General features: G+C 58.5%; 20 protein-coding genes and 1 pseudogene. 8 read left to right on the top strand and 13 right to left on the bottom strand.

Going from position 1 to position 24,101, the window contains the following annotated elements:
* The first annotated feature begins 27 nt into the window (after positions 1 to 27).
* Together AAID99_RS00105 and AAID99_RS00100 are read left to right on the top strand one after the other, a co-directional pair.
* A complete protein-coding gene (locus tag AAID99_RS00105; RefSeq protein WP_498492608.1) occupies positions 28 to 1,986 on the top strand; it encodes a hypothetical protein in 1,959 nt (652 codons plus the stop codon).
* A gap of 146 nt (positions 1,987 to 2,132) precedes the next feature.
* Positions 2,133 to 2,878: pseudogene (locus AAID99_RS00100) on the top strand (IS5 family transposase).
* 170 nt (positions 2,879 to 3,048) lie between these two features.
* Here the strand turns inward: AAID99_RS00100 and AAID99_RS00095 are convergent.
* The 11 genes from AAID99_RS00095 to AAID99_RS00045 all read right to left on the bottom strand — a co-directional run bounded on the left by AAID99_RS00095 (position 3,049) and on the right by AAID99_RS00045 (position 16,340).
* Positions 3,049 to 3,339 carry a putative quinol monooxygenase gene (locus AAID99_RS00095; RefSeq protein WP_498492606.1) on the bottom strand — a complete coding sequence of 97 codons (291 nt, stop codon included), beginning with the start codon at positions 3,337 to 3,339 and terminating at the stop codon, positions 3,049 to 3,051.
* A gap of 95 nt (positions 3,340 to 3,434) precedes the next feature.
* The gene (locus AAID99_RS00090; protein ID WP_498492604.1) at positions 3,435 to 3,914 is read right to left on the bottom strand and encodes a lipocalin-like domain-containing protein; all 480 of its coding nucleotides are present in this window, start codon (positions 3,912 to 3,914) and stop codon (positions 3,435 to 3,437) included.
* A 70-nt stretch (positions 3,915 to 3,984) separates the two neighbouring features.
* On the bottom strand, positions 3,985 to 5,145 hold the full coding sequence (locus tag AAID99_RS00085; RefSeq protein ID WP_498492602.1) for an alpha-hydroxy acid oxidase: 1,161 nt from the start codon (positions 5,143 to 5,145) through the stop codon (positions 3,985 to 3,987).
* A gap of 56 nt (positions 5,146 to 5,201) precedes the next feature.
* On the bottom strand, positions 5,202 to 7,649 hold the full coding sequence (locus AAID99_RS00080) for a TonB-dependent receptor (protein WP_498492600.1): 2,448 nt from the start codon (positions 7,647 to 7,649) through the stop codon (positions 5,202 to 5,204).
* 388 nt (positions 7,650 to 8,037) lie between these two features.
* A complete protein-coding gene (locus AAID99_RS00075) occupies positions 8,038 to 9,576 on the bottom strand; it encodes a DHA2 family efflux MFS transporter permease subunit (RefSeq protein ID WP_498492598.1) in 1,539 nt (512 codons plus the stop codon).
* Positions 9,577 to 9,890: 314 nt separating this feature from the next.
* Complete coding sequence (locus AAID99_RS00070; RefSeq protein ID WP_498492596.1) at positions 9,891 to 11,417, bottom strand: aldehyde dehydrogenase; 1,527 nt, start codon at positions 11,415 to 11,417, stop codon at positions 9,891 to 9,893.
* Positions 11,418 to 11,431: 14 nt separating this feature from the next.
* On the bottom strand, positions 11,432 to 12,229 hold the full coding sequence (locus AAID99_RS00065) for an aspartate dehydrogenase domain-containing protein (protein WP_498492594.1): 798 nt from the start codon (positions 12,227 to 12,229) through the stop codon (positions 11,432 to 11,434).
* Positions 12,226 to 13,908, bottom strand: coding sequence for a thiamine pyrophosphate-binding protein (locus tag AAID99_RS00060; protein ID WP_498492592.1), 1,683 nt, complete (start codon positions 13,906 to 13,908; stop codon positions 12,226 to 12,228). Before AAID99_RS00060 ends, AAID99_RS00065 begins: the two co-directional genes overlap by 4 nt.
* 15 nt (positions 13,909 to 13,923) lie before the next feature.
* Positions 13,924 to 14,706: an SDR family oxidoreductase gene (locus AAID99_RS00055; RefSeq protein ID WP_498492590.1), complete on the bottom strand. Its 783-nt coding sequence runs from the start codon at positions 14,704 to 14,706 to the stop codon at positions 13,924 to 13,926.
* Between the two features lie 5 nt (positions 14,707 to 14,711).
* Complete coding sequence (locus AAID99_RS00050) at positions 14,712 to 15,521, bottom strand: IclR family transcriptional regulator (RefSeq protein WP_498492588.1); 810 nt, start codon at positions 15,519 to 15,521, stop codon at positions 14,712 to 14,714.
* A gap of 36 nt (positions 15,522 to 15,557) precedes the next feature.
* On the bottom strand, positions 15,558 to 16,340 hold the full coding sequence (locus AAID99_RS00045) for an SDR family oxidoreductase (protein ID WP_498492586.1): 783 nt from the start codon (positions 16,338 to 16,340) through the stop codon (positions 15,558 to 15,560).
* Positions 16,341 to 16,536: 196 nt separating this feature from the next.
* Between AAID99_RS00045 and AAID99_RS00040 the strand changes: the two genes are divergently transcribed.
* The gene (locus AAID99_RS00040) at positions 16,537 to 17,769 is read left to right on the top strand and encodes an MFS transporter (RefSeq protein WP_498492584.1); all 1,233 of its coding nucleotides are present in this window, start codon (positions 16,537 to 16,539) and stop codon (positions 17,767 to 17,769) included.
* Positions 17,770 to 17,942: 173 nt separating this feature from the next.
* Here the strand turns inward: AAID99_RS00040 and AAID99_RS00035 are convergent, their stop codons facing one another.
* Positions 17,943 to 18,896, bottom strand: coding sequence for a VOC family protein (locus tag AAID99_RS00035; RefSeq protein ID WP_498492582.1), 954 nt, complete (start codon positions 18,894 to 18,896; stop codon positions 17,943 to 17,945).
* A 190-nt stretch (positions 18,897 to 19,086) separates the two neighbouring features.
* Here AAID99_RS00035 and AAID99_RS00030 point away from each other — a divergent pair, with 190 nt between their 5' ends.
* The gene (locus AAID99_RS00030; RefSeq protein ID WP_498492580.1) at positions 19,087 to 20,037 is read left to right on the top strand and encodes a cupin domain-containing protein; all 951 of its coding nucleotides are present in this window, start codon (positions 19,087 to 19,089) and stop codon (positions 20,035 to 20,037) included.
* On the top strand, positions 20,034 to 20,861 hold the full coding sequence (locus AAID99_RS00025; protein WP_498492578.1) for an alpha/beta fold hydrolase: 828 nt from the start codon (positions 20,034 to 20,036) through the stop codon (positions 20,859 to 20,861). Before AAID99_RS00030 ends, AAID99_RS00025 begins: the two co-directional genes overlap by 4 nt.
* A gap of 51 nt (positions 20,862 to 20,912) precedes the next feature.
* Here AAID99_RS00025 and AAID99_RS00020 read toward each other — a convergent pair whose 3' ends face one another.
* Entirely contained in the window at positions 20,913 to 21,695 is a 783-nt protein-coding gene (locus AAID99_RS00020) for an IclR family transcriptional regulator (RefSeq protein WP_498492576.1), read from the bottom strand.
* Positions 21,696 to 21,809: 114 nt separating this feature from the next.
* Here AAID99_RS00020 and AAID99_RS00015 point away from each other — a divergent pair, with 114 nt between their 5' ends.
* The 3 genes from AAID99_RS00015 (at position 21,810) to AAID99_RS00005 (ending at position 24,078) form a co-directional block, all read left to right on the top strand.
* Positions 21,810 to 22,046, top strand: coding sequence for a recombinase-like helix-turn-helix domain-containing protein (locus tag AAID99_RS00015; protein ID WP_498492574.1), 237 nt, complete (start codon positions 21,810 to 21,812; stop codon positions 22,044 to 22,046).
* Positions 22,047 to 22,121: 75 nt separating this feature from the next.
* The gene (locus tag AAID99_RS00010) at positions 22,122 to 23,138 is read left to right on the top strand and encodes a Rieske 2Fe-2S domain-containing protein (protein ID WP_498492572.1); all 1,017 of its coding nucleotides are present in this window, start codon (positions 22,122 to 22,124) and stop codon (positions 23,136 to 23,138) included.
* Entirely contained in the window at positions 23,131 to 24,078 is a 948-nt protein-coding gene (locus AAID99_RS00005) for a PDR/VanB family oxidoreductase (protein WP_498492570.1), read from the top strand. Before AAID99_RS00010 ends, AAID99_RS00005 begins: the two co-directional genes overlap by 8 nt.
* Positions 24,079 to 24,101: the final 23 nt, after the last annotated feature.

Below are 24,101 nucleotides of genomic sequence, written 5' to 3'. Positions count from 1 at the left end.
GCCTCCTCATAGTCTGGAGGGGAACGCATGATTGTGCAGGAAACCCGCATCCGGACGACCAGCGGCCATCAGGCCGTCTCACGCCATGTGCTACAGAGCGCGAGGAATGAGGCCATACGCGTTCTCTCTGGCAGTGATTGGTGTCTTGCGGACTGGATGAAGGAAGCAAGACGTGAGGGCATACGCTATGGTCTGCGTCACATCGCCTTCAACCCTGCCGAGCCCATGAGTGACGAAGCCCTTGCGTCTTTTGCCGCCAGGCTCTGCGATGAGCTGCAGGCGGACAGGGAACGCATGACGCTCGTCGTACATCAGAAGGATGGCAGCACCCATGGTCATCTTCTTCTGCCCGAATGGCAGGACAATCATGTGCTGAGCTCGCGCTTCTCCTGGCAGCGTCTGGAGAAATGCGCCCGTCTCGAGGAAATCCGTCTCGGGCATCAGCTGGTGCCGGGTCGACATGACCGGGCCATTGTCAAAGCCCTGCGTCAGGAGGGGAAGACGGCAGAAGCGGAGCGCGTTGAGGCGGTCCTGCAGGGACCGGCGGCTGATACTGCAAACCTCACCGCCCCTGCCCCTGCATCTTCTGACAAAATACTCTCTCCAGCCTCATTCAAACGCGGACCTCAGCCCCTTCCACGTGCAGCCTACACCTCGCAATCACGTCGTATGGCCGAACGACAGGGGCTGGATCTTGTAGAAGCGAAGAAGACCATCGCTTCCCTCTGGGCTCAGTCGGATAATCAGCTGCATCGTTTTCGGGCTCTGCTGAAAACGAAGAGTTGGGTCATGCGTGCTGGAGATCGGCAGGATACGCGCAAGGGCGCGCATATCATCGAGACGGTTGATGGTGTGCTGATCGGGTCTTTCACGCGCCTGACGAAGACACGCATGAAGGATTTCCGCCAACTCCTCGTAGAGGAAGCCGCCCGGCCAAAACACGGTGATATCAGAACAGTGGTCAGACCGCTCACGGAGCGAGCCGCTCTGGAGACGGCTGCGATAGAACGTCATGCTGAGCAAAGCGGTGTGCTTCTACCGCCCTTCGAGGAACTGACGCGTGACCCTGAAGCATTTGCGATAGCGGCTGCAAAAACAAAGCCGTCACATCCCTCGCCCAAACAGCCGAAGATCGTTTCGCTGGATCGCATCGATTTGCTGCCACCGAACTTTGCTCACTACATCCGGCAGTGGAAATGTGAAGCCAGGGCATGCCGTACGGTACTCAATGCAAGACCGCCCATGGCGTATGGTCCGCGGCGCTCTGTCGATGAACAAGGCGCAGCGCTGTTTGCGCAGATAGAAGACACGCGCAGGCAGCTCTGGCAGACCGGAAAACAGTTGCAGGAAACACGGCGGGAGCGTGACGCTCTGCATGAGAAGGTGTTCGTCCTCTCGAAGAAGAAACGCCTTTCTCATCTCGATGAGGAAATCGAACGGCTTTCGAAAATGCTGGCCGAGATCCTGCGCTATCTGCTGGAGACCGTATTCTGGCATCTCGGCCTGCGCTCTACACCGCCTGAACCGCTTTGCCTGCCTGTGCCGACCGAACGCGAAGAAGCCAATGCGCAGCTGCGGAGAGAGAACCGTGAGCTGCTTCAGCAGATCGTCAGGCGGGAGACATGCAGGGAATGGCTTGTCACGCTCTGCCGCGAGGCCGACAGGCGAAGGCAGGAGGAGATCACCGCATGGAAAGCACGCCATGTCGTCCAGTGCGATAGGGCCAGGAGAGATCTGGACCTGCTGAAGACCATCTGGATGCCGCCAGCAAAACTGCCTCGTGAGACACAGGCAGAGATCATGAAATGCAAGCTGACCGGCAATCTTGAAAAGGCTAAATACGTGACGCGGGTCGCTTTGAGGAAGTTGGACGAGGCTGAGGCAGAGCGACTGGCAACGGCGTTTAAGAGTGAGAAAGCTATGTCAATTATCGAAACTCTTATTTTCCCGTCAGAAAAAGCACCTCTCGGCTTCGACTTCAGCTGACTAGACTCATACTGACCATCAGGACGATTATACCAATGGATTTCGTTAACATCTATTAATTGAAGGATATCATTCAGAATCAGGACCCATTGATTTGAGTAGGCAAGCCTGGTTCAGAATTCTAAAGAAGACTAAAGTCGAGCGACCTGCTTTGGCTGACGGACGAATATATTGCGCGTCTGCGGCCGTTATTTCCCAAGAGCCATGGTAAACCTCGCGTTGATGACTGCCACGTGCTGAGCGGCATCATCTTTGTGAACGACAACGGGCGCGCTGGCGAGATGCTCCGCGAGAGTATGGCTCGCATTAGACGCTTACAATCGTTGAAAACGTTGGTGCGCAATGGGGATCTTTGCCCGGATGATGGATGGTCTGGCGGCTGGCAGACTCGATCACCAGCCGATCATGATCGACGCGACCCACCTGAGGGCGCATCGCACGGCCTCGAGCCTGCGGATACAAAAAGGGCTTCAGGCCGCCTGATCGGGCGGACCAAGAGCAACATGAACATGAAGCTGCACGCGGTGACGGACAGAAATGGACGCCCGATCAGGTTCTTCATAACGGCAGGCCAGATCAGCAATTACACTGGGGCTGCTGCCTTGCTGGACACTCTTCCCGCGGCAAAATGGCTCCTGGTTGATCGCGGCTATAATACCGATTGGTTCAGGGACGGGTTGGGAGAAAAAGGATCTGACCCTGCATTCCAGGCCGGAGACCTCGCACGATGCCCGTGAGCTACGACAAACGCAAATACCGGCGCCGCACTCATATCGAGATCATGTTCGGCCCGCTCAAGGATTGAAGGCGCGTCGCCACACGCTACTACCGATGCCCAACCGTCCTCTCCTCCACCGTCTGCCTCGCCGCGCCCGTTATGTTCTCGCTATAAGTCCTAAGCCCAGAGCTATCCAAACATCCAAACAATCAAGATTTAAGAAATCTTGATCGAGACATGGAAACAGGCGCAACGCATACGCAAAGCCCCCTTATTTTTCTGGGTGCCTTTTGCTCTGCTGCAACCGTCGATCGTCCATATACTTGGACAATCTTGGCCGGTGATCAAATTTCTTCGCACCAGACGTTAACAATGACACCACCCGCCTTGCCGATCGCATCAAAAGCGCTTTTGACATGAGCGGAGGAAAGGTGATCTTGCAAATGGTGATCGGTTTCCCATTCTTCGTTAATTGCAAAATGACCAGGCCTTTCCTTGTCCTCATAAACAACGAAACGCAAACACCCAGCGTCCTGCCTTGCCTTGACGGAAATATCCTTCAGAATGGCTCGGCCCTCATCGCGTGCCTTGGGCTCAAAGGTAACGATCGCTGCGACACATGATTTGTTCGACATAATATGGATATCCTCACTCGGATTTTTGAGGTCAACAGAACGTAGATGCGGCAGAAAGGATCCCTCAGCGGCGAACCGTCACATCCAGCTACTCTTCAAACGAGGATCCTGCGGAAACGAATCAGGCTACGTGTCAGCCGGTCGGGGGCCCAGTTCGGCATCTGACGCCAAGGGGTAGAAACATGGGCCACATCCCCCTCAATCCTGACGTAGCGCTTTTGTTCGGACCCCACCCACTCAGGAACCCACGCTGTTTCGATCGAAGTGATCCACGCGTCGTCCTCTATCCGGAAACGGCCGATATACGAAACCAGCGTCTGAAGCAGCGCCGCACGATCCCCCTCAGATCGCGCGGGCAGGCGCCCTTCTCCCTCGAGGTTGAAAGCAACCCACCCATCGTCGGTAAAAATCACGCGCCCGCGGGGTGTATTTCCCATGGCAGGGATGAGGCTGGCGGTGCCCTGGTCTTCAACGCTGTAGGAAATTAGACGCCAGGTGCCGATCAATGCCTTGTAAAGCGCGTCGCCAATAGGGCTGTGCAAGACCATGTTACTCTGCATCTCCGCCTCGCTCATCAGCATTTTCCTGTAATTATCGGAAGATGAAGATAAATCCCAACTTGCACGCTGGATACTAGGAGCATGCTCAAAACCCTGGCGGCATGACAAGGTGATGCTCCGAGCAGGTCCTGATATCCGTTATCCCGCAGAAAGCCATCGCATGGTCAAGCTCCTTGCGCAGGAAAGAGAGAGACCTGGTCATACCGGCCTCTCCCCCCGCCGCCAGGCCATACAGCGCGGCACGCCCGATCAGCACGCCTGAGGCGCCCGAACACAGTGCCTTGAGAATATGCTGGCCAGTACGGATACCGCCATCAAGAAACATTTCTGCCCGTCCTCCCACCCGCTCGGCAATGGCTGGCAGCATGGAGATGGAAGATGGCCCGCCATCGATCTGGCGCCCCCCCTGGTTGCTCACGCTGATTCCGTCCGCGCCGATCCTCAACGCCTCTTCAGCGTCGTCAGGGTCGAGAATTCCCTTGATGAGCAGCTTGCCCGGCCAGCGATCCCGGATGACCCGCAGCGCGTCCCAGTCAAGATTGAGGTCAAACGGTTGGCTGGCCTGCCATTTGCCGAAACTCTTGATATCCGTCACCCCCGGTATATGCCCGATGACATTGCCGAAACCGCGATGCTTTGCCCGTGCCATACCCAGCGCCCAACGCGGATGAGACGCAATATCGGCCACAAGGCGTGGCGTCACCGGCGGTGGGAAGCCAACCCCATTTTTCAGGTCGCAATGCCTCTGCCCTACTACATGGTAATCAAGCGTCAGGATCAGGGCGCCGCATTCAGCCGCAATGGCGCGATCAATCAGACGCTTTAGAAAGGCCCGATCCTTGAACAGCGAAACCTGCAGCCAGATATCAGCGTTGCTCCCAGCCCGGACATCCTCAAGTGAACAGGCACTACCAACCGAGAGGCCATAGGATATTCCGGCTGCCGCCGCAGCACGTGCCGCGGCGATTTCAGCGTCAGGATATAGAAAGCCTGCACCGCCGGTTGGCGCAATCACGACGGGCATCCTGGCCGGGCGACCCAGAAGGCGAGTGAGCAATGTACGCTCACGTACATCCTTGCCCACACGCTGCCTGAGAAAGAGCCGCTCGAAATCAGCTTCGTTCGCGCGATAGGTTGATCCTGTCCAGGAGCCGGAATCGACAAAATCGTAGAAAAGACGTGGCAGGCGCTGCCTGGCAGCGAGGCGTAGATCCTCTATCGAGGTCAGGGGATATCTGAGGCTCATATTGGGCTCGCTTAGCTAGATCCGTCAGGGATACATGTCTCCGGGGGCATGGCTTTTCAGAACCCGGCGGTCACGGTTCCAATGAAGGCGCGCCCTGCGCCTTGCAGATAAGTGGGCGCCGAACCCGAAATCATCTGGCCATAGACACCGCGTACGGCACGCGCATTACCTGTGACCGAATTCGATCCGCTAAGATAGGTCGCACCAACGAGATTCTGGATATTCAGGCGCAATTCAGGCTCCTTCAGGAAAGAAACGGAGTGAAAGCGATAACCGATCGAGAGATCAAGGTTGGTATGGGCAGGTATCGACTCATCGTTCATAAAAGTACTGTACTGACTATCCATATACTTTACGACAACATTACCAAACACGGCATGATCATCGTAAGTCAGGCCAATGCCCGCACTATATTTGGGCGCACGCGGCGCGATCTTGCCTTTGGTCGGCAGGTAATCCGACCCGTTCAGCAGATTATTATCGGTTGTCACGCGCAGATATTCTGCCGAGACATAAGGTCGAAGATGATGCCACGGCCTTGTACCAAGCTGGATATCGACGCCACGCCCGGTCTCGCCACCTGCATTGATAAAGGTGCTGACAGAACCACCATTGATGATTGCCGCCGTCGAGATCTGACGATTGGTAAAATTGTAATTGAAAAACGACACGCTGCCCGACAGGATATGCCCGCTATAGCGATAGCCAATTTCCTCGGAAATCGAATATTCGTTTTTCTGCTTGCTGTTGCCTGCAATCAGGAGCGTTCCGGTCGTGCCGTTATAGGAATTGAACATCGAATTGGCTGTCGGCACGCGAAAGGCGGTATTGCCGCTCAGGAATATCTGGTGTTCTGAGGTAATCTGATAGCGCAGCCCTATCTGCGGTGTGACCTGAAAGGCGTTCTGGCCCACATCGCTCTGCGGTCCGGGCAGGAAATTCTGCCCCGGACGATGGATCCACACGGCCTTTATCCCGCCCTCTGCCAGAAAACGGTCCTGAAAAGCCGAAATCCGGTCACCCAGATAAACGGCATTGGTAAAGGTCTGTGCCAGCCAGTCCGTCGAGCGATAGATCCTGCCATCCTTCACGCGGGCAACCTGGTCGTCGTTATTCAGTTTCGCGACTGGTGACCCGTCATTATAGACCGAGCCAAAACTGTTCTGATAAGTCTGACGCGTGTAGTCAAACCAGTATCCGGCGCGCAGCGTGTTGATCCCTCTCTTCCAGGAGAGCAGCGTATTGACGCCAGGATGCTCGATGGCAAAAACGGTCGGCACATTTGTGGTGGTGGTGGTTCCAGTGCCCTTGTTTAGCGCTGAGAGATCGAGCGTGCCGAGCTGGTTGCCGAAATAGGCACGTCCCGAATTCGGCAGCGTCGCACCATAGGCGAAACCGCCCCAGGCGCCATAAAAATAGGGGGTGAGCGAAACATCGACACCATGATTGAGTGTCAGATCGGTCGGTGCGCTCACGATGACCGTGCTCGCATTCTGCCCCCTCAGCTTGTAATAGAGAGGATTCTGACCCGCATAGCTGCTGGCAAAATTGTAGTTCCCACCCGTGGAACGATACTGCGCGAGGGTCGGTGTGGTCAGCAGGTCCATGTTGAAATCGGTATAGGCGACCACGAGACGACTGCGGCCGATTGCGCCCCAGTCCTTGACCAGTTTGAAATCGATATGATCGCGTCTGTATGGCGCAGCGGGACCACGCCAGTTATCGCCCAGAATATGCGAGTACCCCAAAAAGAACTTGACGCCGCTGTGTCCGATCTTGCCGCTATCGAGGCGCAGGAACTGACGGTACATATTATATGAGCCAAAAGAAGCACTGAGCATTCCGCCCCGGTGATCGGCTGGATCACGCAAATCCACCTTGGTCAGACCGCCAGCGGCGCCGATCATTGGCGCTGTCAGATCGACCGATGTCGGTTGCAAGGTCTCCTTTTCAATACTGTCACCATCGGGATATTGCGACGGCAGTGTCACATAGGTGCCGACGTTGTTGAGCGGCACGCCCTCCATCATGAAACCGATCTCATCGCCGCTCAGCCCGCGTACGATGATGTTGCCGGTCTGCATATTATAAGGGTCTGTCATCGCGACGTTCACGCCCGGAACAAGCCTGAGCACTTCATAGGTCGACGTGGCTGGAGACTGGGTGGCAACGAAATCGCGGGTCACAGTGCTGAGTGCTGTGGTCGCGGTCTGACGTGTCATGAGACCGCCACCAATATCGCGCCCATTTCTGCCACTTGGCGAGCGATGCACTGGCGACATCACGGTAATACCCTCGACCGACCTGGCAAAAAGAGGTTTAGGGGCATGACGGGGCGCCGCATGGCCAACCATTGCCGACGCGCCATGGCGTTCGATTTTCCCTGCTGTCCTGGCATGTGCTGAGGGAACAAAGGCAACAAATGAAAGCAGCGGAACGACTATGGCCACGGGACAGATCTGTCCGGGCGTCATCACGGATACAGCGTGACATATCTTGGTCATGAGTACCACTCCGTCATGGAGACAACCTCATTTGGGCTATCTATCCATATTTGGTCAGTTTGCTCAGACTATTTTCTTTATTCCGGTTTGTCAACGAAACATGTCAGCGAATCGCTCGCGAACGGACGCTTGCCGGGCATGAGACATGCCAGAGCCGCAGGCCAATATTTCGATGGTTATCAAGGGAAAATGACCGTCTGCAGCTGTCGCCACGAAGCCTGTCATGTTAGGCGTCATGGCCATGCCGGCTGGTTGTGTGTCTTGATGAAATGGCGTGGATAAACCCCTTTGGCCAGAGCCGCGCCAGATATCGAGAGGGCAATCCCTTTTGGATCTTCTCCCCTTTAGCGGTCTGGGCTGACAGGTAGGGAGCAACCTATGACCCGCCCTATTTTTTTGCTGTCAGCAGAAAGCAGAAGGGTACTACGGACAACGCAAGAATTCCTACGATGATAAATACTTCATTATAGGCGAGAAGCGATGCCTGGTTTTCGTATTCCTGATAGAGGCGTTGGACGGCATAGGATTTAGCCTGCCCACTGGTGAAACCATGCGATTTTGCGAGGGCTTCAACCTGAGAGAGATAGTCCTGAAACGCCTCACGCAGCTCGGTCATCTTATCAACGAGGTGCGCGCGCTGCTTTTGCTGGGTCTCTGTTACGATGGCTGTCGCGAGAGAAATACCGAGCGACCCCACATAATTACGTGCCATGGAAAATATAGCCGAGGCATCGTTATTGAGCTCCTTCGGAAGCGTTGAATAGGCAATGGTGGATAGCGGGACAAACAGAAATGACAGCGCAGCTGTTTGCAGGATACGATAATAGACAAGATGATAGTAATCGGTGTACGGCACCAGATTGGCTGATATGAACATCGATATTCCCATAAAGGAAAAACCAAAGGCAATCAGGAACCTAGTCTGTATCTTCCCCATCATTCGCTGCACAAGCGGAATGAGAAGCATGACCACAACCCCTCCCGGAGCCAGGATCATGCCGGATTTTGTCGCAGTGTAACCCTGAATCTGCTGGGCAAATTGAGGCACGATAATTTCTGACGCGTAGAGAACACCACCGACCATTGCGATCAGGAATGTCCCGACAGCGAAATTTCTGTCTTTGAAAATATTCAGATCGATCAACGGATTTTTCGATCTGGACATCCACCATATTGCAGCGGGAACGCTGATGAGAGCAATAACAGCTAGCGTAACGATAAAGGTCGACCCGAACCAGTCCGCGTCTTCACCCCGATCGCACATGATCTCGATTGAACCCAGACCCAGAGTGATCAGGGCAATTCCGATCCTGTCGATTGGCACCACCTTCTTTTCGGCCCATGGAGGATCTTCGACCAGTGCACTGACACTGATCATGGTGACAATACCAAAGGGGATATTCACGAAAAATATCCACCGCCATGAGAAATTATCGGTCAGCCACCCCCCGAGTGAGGGGCCAAGAATAGGCCCAATCACTGTCGCGATGGCGGCAAGGCCAAAGGCAGCCCCGCGCTTGGCCGGGGGAAACGTATCCAGGATAATCGCCTGTTGCGAAGGCTGAAGCCCCCCGCCGAACAACCCTTGCAAAAGTCGGCAAAGGACCAGCATCGGCAAGCTCTGCGAAAGACCGCAAAGAAGGGAACACAAGGTGAAGCTCGCGATACAGATCAGGAAATAGCGCTTTCTGCCCAGTCTTTTCGAGAGCCAGCCCGAAACAGTCAGCACAATGCCATTTGCAACGAGATAGGAAGTCAATGACCATGTCGCGTCATCATAGGAGCACCCGAGTGCGCCTGCTATGTGCGGAAGCGCTACGTTGACGATCGTGGTGTCGAGCACTTCCATGAATGCGGCCATGGTTACGACAGCAGCGATCAGCCACGGATTGGCCCGCGGTTGCCATTCACTCTTGGTATCAGTCAATTATTCAAATCCAGTTTTAGTATGATTTATTTATAAGTCAGCTCGATGATAATATATTATTTCTGAAAAACGACCTGCCTCTTGAATGGATATCCCGCAAATCGGGCACTCACTGCTTTACTCCGATCGAACTCGAACGCCACAAGACTTCCTCTATACTTATATGCCGTTCAGAACGCAGAGAGACGGTCATCGTTTGGGTCGTGCAACAGAAAAAGCGTCCCCCTGATCGGTCAGCATCCGGAATGACAGGATGGACCAGCGGTGAAACGGCAATGCCATCGCCGCCGCCCCGCACCCGTCATGATGTAGGCTCAGACATCTGAGCGTCCGACACTTCCCGCCACGATTCCTGCCCAGGGATGGGGCGTTGCGGAAGTGCCGATATAATAGGATTTCTGCACCATATAGGCCCGCATACCCTCAAGCCCTTTTTCGCGGCCGAGACCACTATCCTTTTCGCCGCCAAATGGGGTCGATGCCGAAAACTGCTTGTAGGTATTGATCCAGACCGTGCCTGTCGTGATGCGACGCCCTAAGGCCAGTGCGGCGAGCAGATCGGTGCTCCATATACCGCATGCCAGACCGTAGCGATTATCATTGGCCTGGGCGATCATGGTCTCATCATCGTCGTAAGGCAGCAGCGCCAGGACGGGGCCGAATATTTCCTCACGGCAACAGGTGCTCTCATTGGTCAGCCCCTCGATAATCGTGGGAAGGTAATAATACCCGTCGCGATGCGACGCGCCTTCGGGCCGCGCACCACCTGTCAGGATGGTCCCGCCTTCGGCGCGGGCACGTTCCACCCAGCGCTCTACCGCATCACGATGATCAGCATGGATCATCGGCGCCACTTGCGTATTTTCCGAAAAAGGGTGCCCGACGACCAGGGCTTCGGTCGCCGCGACCAGTCTCTTGCGAAATACCTCGTAAACCGAGCGATGCACGAAAAGCCGCGAGCCTGCGATGCAGGACTGACCTGAAGACGAAAAAATGCCGAAAAGCACGCCTGACAATGCCAGATCGAGATCGGCATCGGCTCTGACGATGGTGGGCGACTTCCCACCCAATTCAAGCGATACAGGCACCAGACGCCTGCCTGCCGTTTCGGCAATGCGCCGCCCTACGGTTGTTCCACCTGTAAAGACAATACGCCCTATCGCTGGGTCCTCAACCAGTCGTGCCCCGATCTCGGCGCCTCCCGGCAACACGGAAACAAGCCCCTTGGGCAGGCCGGATTCATCAATGATACGCGCCAGCGCAAGTGAGGTCAGCGGGCTCCAGGGAGACGGCTTGAGAATAACCGCATTACCGGCAGCCAGCGCCGGGGCGAGTTTCTGCACGTCGCTGGCAATCGGCGAATTCCACGGCGTAATGGCCGCGATAATGCCAATCGGCTCGAAACGCGACAGGGTCAGATAGTCACCCCGGCTCGGGGTGATGGCTTCCTCTGCCGTTTCGGCCACCGCGGCGTAATAGCGCATCGTATCAGCCGCGCTACCGACAAGTATCGTGGTTTCGCGCAGTGTTTTCCCAGTGTCGCGGCTCTGTAGCCAAGCGAGATAGGCGCGATTGGCGTCAATGGCATCGGCAATGCGCGCCAGACAGGCGGCGCGGCGATGCGGCAGCATGTCGCGCCAGGATGGGTTATCAAGCGCCCGGCGCGCGCGCGCCAGTGCCTCGGTCACGTCCTCCTGCGACGCGGCATGAACGATCGTATTCAGCGCCCCATCGGCCGGGAAAAGCGACCGTATCGGCTCGCCACCGCCCTGACGGAATGTGCCACCGACATAGAGAGCATCGCCGGGAAAGACACCCGGTGCGGGAGGGTCCGTCAACATGCGCATTACTCCGTTCAACGCCGCCATGAGGCGTGGGTCAGCGCGACATGCGCGAGACTGAACCCTGCGGTGAGAGATGTTTTGGGATTTTCAGGTGTCGGCACGCCACGCAGCGTCAGGCTGGCATCGACACAGGCCGAGGTGAAGGTGATTTCATGCGTGTTGCCGCCAGCACGCGCATCTGCAAGAAGCGTGACCTGCGTTCCCTCAAATCCAAGGCCAGCAAGGGCTATGGTTGCGGCAACATTGGCGTTTTGCGGAAAACGAAGCGCCGCATCCCGCGCTGTGCCCTGAAACAGGACCTTGCGCTCGGCGCCATCGGGCTCGGGAGCCAGTCCCCAGGCATGAAAGGGCTTTCGTGCCGTGTAGCTGACCGAGGTCAGCCCCGACAGGCGGGCCGCCGCCAGCGCATCGAGCCCGCCAATAGCCCCCGGCGCGGCCATGAACCGGCCCGGACCACTTTCCAGGCGGCTCTGGACGTCCGGCATGGCGAGCACGCCCACCGAGGTCGCTGCAACGTCAATCCCGCGCGCGATCAGCGCGCCTCCCAGAGAGGCCAGAGCGGTCTGGGAGGCGCCTTCGAGCACGAGTTCAGGCCGCCATGACAACAGATCATCAAGCGTTTCCGTCACCCGAAAACGATCCGAACGGGATTCCCATTCTGTCAGGACCGAAGCGCGTGCAGCGCGGCTGCGCGGTGTCACCAGCACAATGCACCGTCCGATACGGGCGCCTGAGCCAAGAAGCGCCCCCATGGCGGTCATGGTCATGGCACCGCAGCCAAGCAGCCCGATATCGAGAGACGCTCTCATACTGCGTTGCCGGCGGCACCGGCTGGCGGACCCGAGAATATGGTCGCAAACGGGCCGATCGCGATCATGTCCACCTCGATCATGACCGGACCCGACATCGACAGACAGACATCGATTGTCTCGCCAATTGCCTCGATGGACGAAACACGGCGATGAGGCAGGTTCATGCCTTTGGCGAGGCTCGCAAAATCGGGTATATTGTCGAGCGTGTAGTGTTTGCGCCCCTCATACTGGGCATCCTGAATATTGCGGATCACGCCGTACCCACGGTCATTCATCAAAATGAACACGATCTCTGCCTGCTCTTCCACGGCAGCGGCCAGTTCACCCAGATAGAGCATGGCACCGCCATCTCCCACCAGAGCAATCGTACGGCCCGGTCGCGCCATGGACGCGCCTATCGCCATGGCGATGCCCTGACCAATACCGCCGCCAAGGGCATGAACACCCAGATTGGGCTGGGCGAGTGTCACATAACGATTGCCGAATGTGGAATTGGCAATTGTCACGTCCCTGACGAATGTCAGCGCCTGCCCTCCCACGCGGTCACGCAGTATCTTGGCGAGATGGCTGTAGGGGCCAAGTGTCGTGAGAAGTGCAGCTTCGGAATGTGCCCGCGCAATTGTTGCTCCTGCGAGAAATTCCGGGTCCGTATCGAGACGTTCGGGCAGTTTTGCAAGGAGCGCCTGAATGATTTCTGCAGCCTCACCCTGAACGAAAAGATCAACCGGATAATTGCGCCCGCCCTGACTGGCATCGATATCGATCTGGGCGAGCCTCGCCCCCAGTACCATCTGGTTGTTACGTGTCTCGTTGCCACGTAGCTTTGAGCCGATGACAACGGTCAGATCTGCCTGATCGTAAAGAGCTTGGGCCTCTGGTGTCATATTGAACGCACCGAGCGACCATGGATGGTCCTCCGGAACAACAGCGCGCCCATTGGTGCTCGTCACAGCCAGAGCACCGCGCGATATCAGCGCTGTGGCCTCGGGTGCGGCATCGCGTGCACCGCCACCGAACCAGAAAACCGGGCGACGCGCTGCCCGGATCAGGGCCGCCAGGGCGTCGATGGCATCCTCATCGGGTGTGACGTGGCTTAGGCAGGGCTTGGGCCAGAACGCGGGGCGCTTGAGCTTGTCACGCTGGACATCGATAGGAATTTCAATGGCAACCGGACCACGCGGTGCGCTCAGGGCACTGGCCGCAGCGGCAGCCAGCATGGTCGGCACCGCGTGGGCATCCCACACGCGCCAGACGGATTTCGAGACGCCACGCAGCATTTCGGGCTGGCGCGGCACGTCATGAATGGCCGCACGGTCCCGGTCGACATAAGGCCGATCGATCTGCGTCGTGATGTGCAACACGGGCGAGCAGGCAGTCAGGGCTTCCACCTGCGAGCCTGCAGCATTGCCCGCAGCCGTGCCGGTGCTTGTGAGCACCACACCCAGACCGCTGGTAACGCGGGCATAGGCGTCCGCCATGTTCATCGCGCCCGCCTCACCACGCGCGGGTACGAAGCGGATCAGCCCCTGTCGCGCGATGGCATCCAGAATGGGCATGTTGTGGATGGATATAACCCCGAAAACTACCTTCACGCCGGTTTCGGCCAGCCACTGGGCCACAGCTTCACCGGCGGTCATCAGATCCGCAGAGGCAGGATCGACATTGAGAGCTGACATTGCAATCTGTTCCATTCAGAAATGGCGTGACAAACCGCCCGAAATCTCGAGTGTTGCCCCTGTCGTGTAGGCCGAGACCGGAGCCCCGAGGAAAACGATCGCGCGGGCGACCTCTTCGGCGGCGCCAAGACGGCCAAGAGGAATATGCTTGTCGCGCGCGAGGTCACTGAACCAGGCGTCACGCCCGATATTCTGATCCGCACGCGCGGCAAAACGACGCTCCCATTGTCCGGAGCTGATCAGCCCGACGACCACCGCATTGACGCGGATAGCGGGGGCGAACTCGACGGAAAGGGATTTGAGAAGATTTTGCACCCCAGCCCGGGCGGCAGATGTGCACACCATATGGGGCTCGGGCTGATAGGCCAGCAGCGAATTGACGGCCACGATACTGCCCGCGGCTGAGCGACGCAGCAGCGGCATGAAAGCCCTGATGGTCCGGACCTGGCTGAAGAACTTCAGTTCAAGTTCCTCGCGCCAGGCGTCGTCGCTGGTTGATTCGAAGGTTGAAACGCGGCCCTGGCCGGCGTTGTTCACCAGCAGATCGCAGGACCCGCGCCATTGCGTGACGGCGGCCACCAGATCCTCCACCTCACGCTCGACAAGCACATCGCACTGGCGGGCCAGCACGGCGCCATGATCCGAGAGCGACTGGCGTGCGGCCTCGAGCCGCCCTGCATCACGCCCGCAGATCACCACGGAAACGCCCTCCTGCAAGAGCGCGCGGGCCGTGGCCAAACCGATACCGGAGCTTCCACCCGTTACAACGGCAACCTTGCCAGCAAGCCCGAAATCCATGGGATTCAGCCCTTATCCTGCGCGCCGAGCGCCGTATCGCGATAACCAAGACGCAGCGAAACCTCATGGGCCGCTGCAACGACCAGAGACACGATCTTGCGACGGCGCCCCTCACCGAGATCGAATAGTGTGGTGGGGCCCGTCACGTTGATTGCTGCACGCACCTCACGGTCCTGACCGAAAATGGGCGCGGCGATCGAGCTCACACCTTCACTGAAAATACCGTCGCTTTCCGCGAACCCGACCTGCCGCTCATGGCGGAGTGTGCGCTGCAGGTCCGTCAGAGAAGTGGGCGTGCGTGCGGTATAGGAATTCAGAACACGGTCAGCATAAAGCGCCTCGACCTGAGCGGGCTCCATGAATGCCAGAATGGCACGACCGAGCGTTGTGGCATGAGCCGCAACACGCGAGCCAACAGTGATATTGCTTGCAAGCGGCACATTCGGCACGCGCCGGGCGAGATACACCACCTCGTGACGGTCAAGCACGCCCAGATGAGCCGAAAGCCCGCTTTCCTCGGCCAACTGCGAGACGATGGGGAGCGCCGTACGAACAAGATCCTGACCGGACGCATTCTCACCGATCAGACTGATCAAACCGATCCCGATCCGGTATTCATCCCCAACGACACGCTCGATGAAGCGCTCCATTTCGAGCGCCTGCAATAGGCGCAGCAATGTGGAACGGCTGATGTCGAGCTCCTCGCAAACCTTGCGGATATTGGCGCAGGACCCACCGTCGCCAATATAACGCAACAGCCGCGCCGCACGATGAAGCGGTGGCGAAATGCTGTTTTCTGCCGCCTGGTCAGACATGTCGAAACTCTCTTTCGTGATGATGTGCCGTGTCAGTCATGCAAACACGAATCCTGCATTGACCGGCAGGGTTTGCCCCGTCAATACGAGGGCCTCGGGCGTGAGAAGAAACCCGATCACCCCGACAACATCGGCAGGATATTGCGCACCCGGAACAGAGCGTCCGGACTCGTAGAGTTCATGCCGCGCGGGTGGTACATATTCAGTAGCCTCGCAGCGCAGGATGCCCGGCGCGACCGCCGTGACACCAATGCCACGCGGGCCGAGTTCACGACTGAGCGAGCGTGTCATGGCCAGAACGGCCCCTTTGCTCGCCGTATAGGCCAGAAGACGGGGCGCGCCCCATAGTGCCGTATCCGAGGCCACATTCACAATACGACCGCTTGAAGAGAAATGCGGACTGAGGCCACGCGTCACAAGCCATGTCCCGCGCACATTGACACTCTGCACGCGATCCCAGAGTGCAAGATCGATTTCCTCGAATGTCTTGCCGCCAACATTTGTGGCGATGGCCGCATTATTGACCAGACCATCCACCTCACCCCAGACAGACCCGATTTCCTCACAGACGGAGGATATGGATGCAGGGTTAGACAGATCGATGCGTGAGAACCTGACCTCACCCCCTTCAGCGGCAAGGGACTCGGCAACCTCGCGCCCTTCCTCGAGAATATCGGCAAGCCAGAGCCGCGCTCCGGCAGCGGCGCAATAACGGGCGATTTCCAGACCGAGGCCGCGCGCGGCACCCGTCAAGACAAGACGACGCCCTGCGAGAGAGACCGCTCCGGGCGGTATTTGAGGGTGCGCGACTGCAGACATCCTGACCTCTCGATTTAAGTTGACCATATACGGCCACATCGTTCTTATATGACTAATCGCCAATCGAGCCGACGTCAAAACAAAATCTGGCTTCCCGGAATATTCGTTACAGTCGCTTCCCCGCACCGAAGCGCCCGCCTACAGCCGGAAACGCAGGATTTGATTACGTTAACGGAATATACCGGAGGAACACCGAATGATCCGCCCACGAGACGTCAGGAGCTCCACACGCTCCACTTCCCTCATCATCAGCTTCGCCCTGCTGGCTTTCGCCTATATGCTGTATGGCTGGGACAGGCAGGTCATGCCGGTCGAGCTGGTGGAACTAAGCCGCGATCTGTCGCTCACGCCACGAGTCGCAGGATTACTCGCCAGCATCTTCACGCTCGGAATCGCCATCATGTCGATTCCTGCCGGTCTGATCGTGTCACGGGCAGGTCTGCGGCTTGCCATCGGGCTGAGCATGTTGCTGTTTTCCGGCGGCACCGTGCTCTCGGGTCTCGCGCCCGGAATAGCGGTTCTGGTGATAGGTCGCATTGCTACCGGCATGGGAGAGGCCGTGTTCAGCATTGCGCTGTTCACCTTCATTTCGTCACGATTTCCCCGCCATAGCGGCACCGCAATCGGGGCGACACTGGCGGTTTTTGGCGTCTCCATGTTCATTGGTCCGATGATTGTCGTGGCGCTCCAGGCGTCGCTCCAGACCTGGCGCGGCCCGTTTTATCTGTTTGGCGCCATGGGTATTCTAGGCGCGCTGGCGCTGCTGGCCTTTTTACCACGCGATGCGCGCACAGCACCGTCACAGCAGGTCATGCCGCAATCCTATCGCTGGCTGCTGCGCCCTGCCTCGCTCGCCACCCTGTTTGTCGCACTGGTGAACGGTGTGGGCTGTTATGCCTATATGTCGCTCTTTCAGACCTACGCGCGGCTGAGCTTTCACATCACACCCCATGACGCTTCATTCGCCCTCGGTTGTTTCGGTATCGGCACGGTGATCGGCAGCACGCCTATCGGATATCTTCTGGACCGTACAAACCGACAGATCGGCCTTGCCTGCGTGGTGTTCATGACGGGCGTTACAGGTATGGTCCTGCTCCGCACAACGCTCACACCGGGCATTGCCGCCTGGCTCTCGCTGCTTCTGGGGCTCTGGGTCAGCGGTGTTTACGGCAATTGTTACGCCCTCATTCGCGAGCAGGCCCCGGCACAGGACGGCGCTTTTGCCATTGGTGTGCTGCTGACCATTTATTATCTGGGTGCAGCGATATCCGGGTATCTCTTCGTTGCCGCGACAGGGACAGGGTTTCACAATCATGCCCAGGGCGGATTTACCCTGTTTCTCGTGCCTTACAGCCTAGCGGCACTCGGTGTGTTCCTGTCCGCACGCGAACCACGCCATGCCCGCAAGGAGCATCTCACGCGCTGCTGAGACCACCAAGGAAAAGGGGCCTCTATGGCCCCTTGTTTGACCGACATTATAGAGCCCTGAATATGCCGCCGCAGCGCCAATCAGGGCGCATATGTCGTAGTTCTCCGGCATAATAAAAAACCGGGCAGGTTTCCCTGCCCGGTTTTCACATGCAGCAACCCGAACAGGGCCGCTCAGTTATGTCCCCGCTCGCTATCGCTGCCACGGATGACCTGTCGGCGTGTCGTCCCATCCAGACCACCCGCAACCGCCCATTCGGCAAAAAGCTCGGGCCGACGCTCGAAAATCTGCGACTGCCACGCTTCGGTACAATAATCCTCATCCGCATAATATTCGAGCGGCGCTGCAAGGGGATTTTCAAAATACCAGAAATAGGCCGAGGAAATCGGGTGACGACCCGGCCCGATTTCGGTCTTCCAGCCTTTTCGGCTCATGGCCAGCCCGCCGCCAATCACCTCATGCACATCATTGAGCGTGAAAGCGACATGATTGACCCCGGGGCGGTTGGGACGGTTCAGAATAAACAGGTTGTGGTGACCGCCACGCGGTGCACACCGCATGAAACAGCCATGGCCTGGATACTCATCACTGACGATAAACCCGAGCACATCCAGATAAAATGCGCGCATGGCAGCGTAATCGGCAGTGAACAGAACCACATGCCCGATCTGGATCGGTGTTGCCTGCGTATAGACGGGTGAGCGCTTGTCGAGACGATGCGCATTGCCCGGCGCATTGGGCAGTGTCGGGTCGGTTGGTACAGCCTGACGCTGCGTCACGCGAAAAGCCAGCGACAAGCCGTTCGGGTCACACAGGCGAGGCATGTCTTGCGGGCCGCCCGCCTCGAAGCCCGGATAAGACGCCAGACGCGACACGAGCGCCGCAAGCGCCTCCTCGGATGGCAGTCCCCATACGATCTGCCTGACCGTGTTGCCCGACTCGATGGCGGCAGGCAGATCAGCCGCGTCCTGGGGGCGCACAACCACTTGCCCCCCATCGCGCGTGGTAAATTCCAGGCGATCGGGCGTGATGAGACGCTCGGTCAGCCCCCAATCGACCAGAAAGCGATGAGCGGCGTCCATGTCATGCACGCCGAAAGTGATTGCATCTATTCCAGTCAGGGCCATGCGACACTCCTCGCACCTGTTTGTTTTATATATGAAGCAAAAATGGCCAAAAGCGCTATTCCTGCACGAAGGCGAGTTTAAGGAATATGCAATCGTTTTGGAAACGATATTTCCGTTGCAGTGTCATGGACTTCAGGATCATATGGGATGGTTAAGACATATCGACTCTTTACAGAGGAATCTATGTTTCATGAGTGAAGCATTATCGGATACGCTCCGCGACGCTCTCCACGCCAATACCCAATATTTCGTGGATAAGAGCTTCGACTGGAACGCCTTTCCCTCCAATGCCGGCTTTCCGGACCTGGAGCGCGCCCAGATGCGCTTCATCGGCTCGGGCGGCTCCCCCAAGGCGGGCGAGAGCGGCAGGCTGGCGCCTGACCATTTCACGCTGAGCCTGGTCTACAAGCACCCCGGCAAATACGCGGCCTGTCATGCGCATGAGATCGAAGAGGCCTTTCTGGTGCTTCAGGGTGTGCTGACCGTAGGGTGGGAGGAACACAACCATGTGGTCGAGGTCCATCTCGGGCCAAAGGACCTCATTCTGAACGCCCGCGAAATACCGCACGGGTTTCGCAATGCCGGGGTAGAGCCTGTCATGATGTCCATCATGGTCGGTGTCGGCAAACCTCTTCCGCCGCGCTACGCCTATCACCCCAAGGAAGTCGGCGACGAACTGGCCCAGGCCTTTGGCGCGCTGCCAGGGCAGGTCCTGCCCGTATCGGCCACGGGAGAACATCCGCTGCAACGGTTCATGGCGCTGCATGTGGTGCGCTATGACGACACACCCACCCACTGGACCGAAGCCGGGTTTGGCCGAAAGATCTATGTGGGAGAAGGCGGCGCACCGCCCTCGACGGCTCGCAAGGAAATGTTCCTGATTCCGCCCGGCATCGGTGTCGCGCCCTATCAGCGCGACTGCGAGGAAGCCTGGCTGGTCATTGAGGGTCATCTGATCGTCGGCTGGGAGGAAAATGGCCACCGGACCGAGCGACAGATCGGCCCGCGCGATGTTCTTCTGTCCCCAGCCGGTCGCGCGCATTATTTTCGCAATGATGGCGTTGCCCCGGTGACGCTGTTCAGCGCCATTGGCACCCCACATCCGGGCGATCCGGCATTTCTGCCCTTTAAACCGGCATGATTCATAGCCGTCGCCTAAAGCTCACCGGTCTGACACCGGGGGAAGACGGCGTTCCGGGCGCGCTGGTCTGGCTGGAACAGGGGCAAGGCAGACCGCTGGTCCTGCTGCATGGCATCGGGTCGGATGCAGCGTCGTGGAGCGGTCAACTCGACGCGCTCAGTCCGGTTCGGCGTGTTCTGGCCTGGAATGCGCCGGGATACGGACAAAGCAGCACGCTGGAAGGGCCACCTGCCACGAGCGATCGTTACGCTGCGCTTCTGGCCGCAAGCCTTGACGCGTTGGGTATAGATGATTGCGACATTGTCGCGCATTCCCTCGGCGCGCTGACCGCCGCGCGCTTCATGCGCGGGCACCCTGCGCGCGTGGGGCGGCTTCTGCTGTCGAGCCCTGCAAGTGGCTATGCACAAACGCCAGAAGCCCCACTCCTGCCAGCGCTTCAGGAGCGGCTGAACGATGTTCTCACACTCGGCCCGCAGGGCATGGCACAGAAAAGAGCGGCGCGAACCCTGTCCCCTCACGCCGATGCAGTGCTGGTCGCCCACGCCGCCGAGGCCATGGGGCGCGTCAGCATTGCGGGCTATCGCGATGCTGTGGCGCTTCTTGCCTCGGGCGATCTTGCTGGCGATCTCGCAACCCTGCCCGCCGGTCGTATCGGCATGATCACGGCTGCTCAGGATCGCATCATCCTGCCAGATCGTGTCCATGATCTTGCCGCGCATCACGGACTGGCACCGCCCCTGGTCATTACAGATGCAGGCCACGCCTCCTATCTGGAAAATCCTGCGGGCTTCACAAGCGCCGTTATGGCGGGGCTCGCCGCATGAACGCCGCATCACAATGGCGTGCCAGCGCCGTCGACAGGGAGAAGGGCGCGTTCAGCTTCCCGAGGCGAGGCGAGCGGAGAGATGACAGGCGGCATCCTCAACACAGGGACGAATACGATCCTCGAGCACGGCGCGATCATGCTGCCCGTAATCGCACACAGCACTGATGGCCGCGATCACATGCCCGGCTCGATCGCGCACCACAGCGGCCATGCTCACGACATCCGTCTCGAAATACCCCCAGCTTGCCACGCTCTTATGGCTTCTATCCGCCTCGACCTGACGCACAAGCGCGCTCAGATCACCCGGTGTCGCCGCCGTGAAGCGGGGAAAGGCGTAGTCCTGATAAAGCGCCACAACATCGGCTGTCAGCATCTGCGCGAGCATGGCGCGACCGATAACCGTGGCATGAGCGGGCAGTCTCGTGCCCGTCGCGACACTGCCGCGCTCATGGCCAGGGGCCGCACAGCGCGCAACGTACAGGACATCATGCCCGTCGCGCTGGGCGAGATGGGTAGAACAGGCCGTCTCGTCACGCAGCGCCTCGAGAATCGGAATGGCAGCCTGAATCAGATTCTGCCCCGCCTCGGCCTTGCGCCCGAGAGACAGGCTGCGCGCGCCAAGGCGGAAAAGACGCGCCGACGAACCAGGCGCGAGATATCCTGCCTGACGCAGTGTCTGCACCAGACGAAAGGCGCTGGCCCGCGGCAGCCCTGTGCGTCGCGTCATATCAGCCAGACTCAGCTCAGGTGTCTCCTCGCCAAAGCATTCCAGGAGCGAAAGACCATGCAACAGGGCAGGAACAAGATATCGATCGCTCTCACTGTCGCTCATATCGGGGGTATCCTCACGATTTTTCTTTACAGGACAGGAACGATAACGTAACGATATTTAGGCACATTGTCCATATTTGGTTAGAGTCTCGACTCAAATGGAGTTGCAACGACCATGAAACCCTTCATCGCTTATAACGAGCCCTATCAGAATCGGGAGCGCGAGCCCAATGCCTATGAAAATGCACTGGGCGACGCTCTCGAGAAAGCCTTTGCCTCTGGACTGACCACCCTGCCCGAGCTCGTAAGCTTCATGAACGAGGCCGCCATCCCCTCCCCCGAGGGAGAGGGACCGCGCGAGACCTGGACCGAGGAGAGCTTTGCCGCAGAACTCAAACGCCTCTCGGCGTGACCCTGGCCGCCTGACACCGGCTCCCTGATCCTGGCCCCGCCCCGATTTTTTGCTCGCCCTTCTGAGGAAACTGCCATGACCGTTTCTGCCGACGTTCTCGAAACCCGCCTTCGTGTCGGACATCGCGACATGTGGCATCCGGTTCTGCCCGCGCGCTTCGTCACCGAGACTCCCCGTTCGATCTTTCGTTGCGGGTTTCGCATCGTGCTGTGGCGCGACGACAAGGGACGCGCCATCGCCCTGGAAGATCATTGTCCGCATCGCGGTGCCCCGCTGTCGCAGGGAACGCCGATGGATGACAAGATCGCCTGCCCCTATCATGGCGTACAGGTGGATGCCACGGGCGTTGCGGTCTCGGTACCGGGCAGCCCCGGATGCCGCCTCGAGGGCATGCGCGCCACGCGCTCCTTTCCGGTTCAGGAACGCGCCGGCGCCATTTTCCTTTTCGTGTCGGAAAAGCCCAATACCGAGCCGGGTCCGCTGATCCTTGCCCCGGAACTCGAGGACGAAACCTACAGCCATTTCCTGTGCTACACCGAGTGGGGCGGTGATTATCGCTATGTCTATGACAATGTCATGGACCCGATGCATGGCACTTTCCTGCATCACCATTCCCATTCCATGACCGAGGGCTCGACACAGGCCAGCTTCAAGGTGCGCGAGATCGATAACGGCTTCGTTTTTGAAAAAGACGGCCAGCGCGGCGTGAATTTCGACTGGACCGAGTTTGTCGATACGGGCGCCCATTGGCTCAAGCTCGAAATCCCTTATCCGAAAACGGGCGGGCCGGGCGGCAATTTCATGATTATCGGCAGCTACACCCCCATGCAGGATGGCTGGACTGCCGTATTCCACTGGCGCGCGCGCAAGGTCTCGGGCTGGCAGCGGGATGCCTGGCGCTTTCTGTACAAAAACCGGCTGGAATATCGCCACTGGCAGGTGCTTGAGCAGGATCGCGTCCTGATTGAGGATTATCAGCCAGGCGCCAATCTGCGCGAAATCCTGTACCAGCACGATATGGGCCTAGTGAGGCTACGCCGCTACTTCAAGCAGAAAGCCGAAAAGCAGCTTGCGGATGCAGGCATTGTCTGAGGCCCGCCTCACCCTGCGTGTTGCGGCGCTGCGCTGGCTGGCGCCGGAGGTTCTCACAATTGAGCTCCGCGCGCTGGATAATGCCCCCCTGCCTGTTTTCGAGGCCGGGGCGCATATCGATCTGCATTTTCCGAATGGCATAAGCCGCAGCTACTCCCTTTGCGGTGACCCGGCGGAGCGTGGCTATTATCTTCTGGGCATCGGCCGGGCACCTGCAAGCCGGGGCGGGTCGCGCTATGTTTTCGACACGCTGCGCCCCGGCGACATGCTCGAGGTATCATTGCCGCGCAATCATTTTGCGCTCGACACCTCGAATAACGAGGCCGTGCTGATTGCTGGCGGCATCGGCGCAACACCCATCCTGTCCATGGCTTTCAGCCTGGCCCGGTCAGGCCGCACCACGCGCATCTACTACTCCGTGCGCAACAGGGCGGATCTCGCCTTTCTCGACGTGTTCGAGACACTTGCCACCGTCACGCCGCATATGAGCGCCGAAGCGGGCAAGCGCATCGATTTTCCGTCGCTTATCGCGGCGCATCCCGGTGCGCATTTCTATTGCTGCGGTCCTGAGGGGATGCTTGATTCCTTCGAGGCAGCGACGGCACATCTCCCCCCGGAGACGGTTCATCTGGAACGCTTCGCGGCAAAATCCCTGCCCGGGGGCACGCAGGATGACAGCTTTACAGTGGAATGCGCCCGATCCGGCATGACCCTGACCGTTCTGGCGGGTGAGTCGCTGGGTGATGTTCTCGAAAGATCGGGTTTTGACGTCGCGCTGTCCTGCCGGGAAGGCGTGTGCGGCTCCTGCGAAACGGCCGTAAAATCGGGCACGATCGACCACCGGGACGGCGTGCTGAGCGCGAGTGAGAAAGCAGCCGGAAAAAGTATGATGGTTTGCGTCTCACGCTGCCTCAAAGGGCCAATCGTTCTGGATCTTTAGGCTCAAGACCCATTGATTTTTGT

The sequence above is a fragment of the Asaia sp. Ae19-3 genome, assembly GCF_059801175.1.
This window is presented reverse-complemented; position numbering and strand designations above follow the sequence as displayed.